We start from the raw sequence: 3,309 nt of genomic DNA on the forward strand, positions 1-3,309 counted from the left end.
CGCGAACGTTTTGGCCGTTTGTTCCTTCTCCTGCTCGGAGCCGGGGGCAGGATCCACGCCGCTGAATTCGACATATTTGGGAATGAAACGGGAATCCACTTCGACCGTCTTGGTTGTCACCGTCGTGTTGAAGGCCCCGCCGGGGGGTCGGGTGGTGGTGGTCGTCGTGATGGTCACGGTTTGGTGGGCGCCGGGAAAATAAGCGGCACAATTCTTCGAGAATTCGTCCACGTAATTGATGAACATAATCTGGAACGCAGGATCTTTGTCGACATCGTCGGCGAAGCCGCCGTCAAAGACTTCCCGAATGAAGTCATTCCGGTAGACATCCCAATAAGCCTGAGATTTGCGAACGAGATCCTTCGAAGCCAGTTGCATGGGTTTGGCATTCTTCAAGACTTCGTCGCGCGCCTTCAGGGCAGCAGCCAGGTCCGCGTCGCCAACCGCCTTCTGGGCGGCAATAGTGCCTTTGATATCCGCCGATTCCTTTGCGTCCCATGCCGCTTCGAACTGAGGTATGACAAAAGATGCGAGGTTGGCAGTCGGCAAGCTGATAATTCGCGCCGTGTGCTGGTTCACGTTGGAACGGAATTCTCCATTGAATCCCATGGATTTGAAATCTTTGAAATCTTTGGGCGGGATCGTGTCCCATTCGTTAACCAGAAGATGGAAGGCGCCGTTGAAATCAATCGCTCCTTTAAGGCTATAGGTATAGGCCTTCGTGCCGGAGCCGGCCGGAAGATAAATCGTGGCCACGCCCTCAATGTCGGGCGACTGGCCGTTATGCGTGATGGTCAGTTTGAACTTGGTCGGCGGTTCATTCGCTCGGGTGTAGGTTCCGTTAAAAACCCCGACGAGGCTTGGTCGAGCGACGGGAGCGGCGTGGGCGTTATAGCCGCGAACGGCGGCCATAACGCTATCAATCTGCGCCGACGCGCTCTGCTTAGATGCTCCAGGCTGCCCCGCGCTCTCTGGCGCTCGCGCCGATGACGAAGGTGAATTCGGCGCCTGCGCGAGCGCGGTCGCACCCGCCGGATTCTCGGCGCCGCGTTGTGCGGCTGCCATCAGGGTGTCGAGTTTGGTGGATGCATCCTTGTCCCACTTGCCTTCAAATTTATTTTTGCCAGGAAGGCCATTACTGCCGACCATCTTCGCCAAAATCTGTTCGCGAATATAAGTGAACTCCATTTGTCCGTTCCGGCCCGTTACTAAGGGAGTTCTGTCAAATTCAGCGGAGATCTGCTGCAGCGCATAGGCGTCCGGCGCGGGCTTTCCCAATGGCTTGACGGAATAAAATACTAACGAGCCCCCATAATAGCCGGTCAACTTATACGTATAGGTGATGGGCTTGGCCCCGGCGGAGGGTGGTACATCGAACGTGAACAACCCGTCCAATTTTCCATTGACGGATCCGTCGTCGATGAACTTGACGTAAAGTTTGGCCGGAACCTTGTCGTCCGGGTTCGATCCGTACGTGCCGACATACATCCCTTCAATTTCGGTGCGCGGGATGATGGTGTTCGGAGGCCGCGAACCTGGCTGCGCGGCTGGCGCCTTCTCAGCCGCGACCAGCTTGGCCGATTCATCGGCGTCCCGCGTGGCCTCAAATTTAGGGCTCAGGCCACCCCGCATCGTGCCCGAAATTCGCCCCGCGCCATTGCCGGCCTCGGGATCGAAGACGCCGTTCATTGCCGACATGTCGAGCCCGACAGGCGGGGGAGATTTCCATCCGCCGCGAATCAACTGGACCATTCGATTCGTTGCGATGAATCGACCCTTGACGTCGCAGGTGTAGGCCTTCTGGTCAGCCCCTTGCGCCACGTACAAGGTGAACTCGCCGACAAGACTCCCCCTGTCCTGCAGCGTAAGTGACAGCTTGAATTTCATCGGCCCCTGGTCACTGGCGCAGGTGCCGTTGTAAACGCCAGTGATGGAGGTCGGTTTGGCGGCCTGGGCCGGCTGGGCCTGAGCGCGGGAACAAAACGCACAGAGGACGAATATCGAAGCAATGGAGAGCCGAAAAGCGATTGAGCCCGAGAGATGTAGAGCCATGGGGCAACATTATGACAGCGATAGACCTCGCCGCAATGAAAATCCCTTGCAGGTTTTTTCAGGGAATTCGGCAGTGGTCCGAGTGCGCGGAGATGTGCTGGAGCAACTCTTCCAGCACCTCTTCGACGGCTCGCCCCGCGGTCTCAATTTGAATGCGAGGATCGGTCCAGGGATGGTAGTCGCGATCCAACACATCCTGCCAGGCGGGCGGCTTGAGGCCCGCAATGTCGATCTCACGGTTCTCAATTCTTCGACGATGTTCGCGCCGATCAGAACACACGATTTCGACATCGATGAAAGGGGCGCCCGCGTCTTTGGCAGCTTGACGCCAGGCGTCGCGGGTGAGTTGCCACGGGTTGACGGAGTCGGCGATGACGTTGTTGCCGAGGCTCAGGTTTTCCTTGGCGGTGGCATAGCCGACCGTATAACCCAAGCCGCCGACGTCTTTGATTCCGCCCTGGACGAGCGCTGTCTCGATCGTGTCGGCGCGCAGATAAACAGCATTCAGTCGCGCCGCCAGTCGCTTGGCAAGAGTCGTTTTGCCAGTCCCGGGCAGGCCCGAGAAGATGATGAGAATTGGCTTTGACATGGGTCGAGTGGCGCGCCCATTTCTCCCCATGAAGCACCACCTCGGCGCAGATAGAATAGCTGCATCGAAGTGACGGCAAAAGGCAAGGTCTCGCAGATTGCACGAAATCGACGCGAAATCAACCGCAGGTGAGATTCAGGATCGCAGCACTTTTTCGGCAATAATCGCGCCGCCGCGTTCGCATCAGCAACCCAAACGCCAGTACGACAAATCCAATCGCGGAAGGCTCCGGCGTTGAAATCGCGTAGAGCGTACCGTTGGAGCCGCCGACGAAGAGCGTGCCGTCGCTGTAGGCGAGATTTCCTGAGATGCCGTATGACCAGTCGGCCTGATGGGTCGCGAGGTCCAAGGCATAGGTCGTAGTGGTCGTGGACAAGAAAAGGACGTTGTCGGTCGCGACCATCGGACCGGTAAGAGTCCCGCTTGTCGGAGTCCACGACCAGAGTGTGTTTCCTGTCAACTCATCGAGAGCAACGACTTTTCCACCGTCATCCGCATAAAGAACGCCATTGGCAAGCGTGGGCTGTCCGGTGAAGTGATCCGAGAGCACCCACGCGATGTGTGGCGTGTGGGTGGCATCGGCCTGGGTGCTGAACAAAAGAAGCCGGCCGGCGGACGACTCATTGGGGTATACGGAGCCTGGCTCGTTAATCGTGAAGGCGTCGTTA

The 3,309-nt window shown here is 57.8% G+C and carries 3 protein-coding genes; all 3 read right to left on the bottom strand.

The window, feature by feature from the left end; genetic code table 11:
- The coding region (locus VN887_08660; GenBank protein ID HXT40081.1) for a hypothetical protein at positions 1–2,052 on the bottom strand (2,052 nt) is incomplete at its 3' end.
- A 58-nt stretch (positions 2,053–2,110) separates the two neighbouring features.
- Complete coding sequence (locus tag VN887_08665; GenBank protein ID HXT40082.1) at positions 2,111–2,629, bottom strand: AAA family ATPase; 519 nt, start codon at positions 2,627–2,629, stop codon at positions 2,111–2,113.
- Between the two features lie 130 nt (positions 2,630–2,759).
- On the bottom strand, positions 2,760–3,309 hold a 550-nt coding region (locus tag VN887_08670; protein HXT40083.1), incomplete at its 5' end, for a PQQ-binding-like beta-propeller repeat protein.

Source organism: Candidatus Angelobacter sp., from assembly GCA_035607015.1.
Classification (GTDB): domain Bacteria; phylum Verrucomicrobiota; class Verrucomicrobiia; order Limisphaerales; family AV2; genus AV2.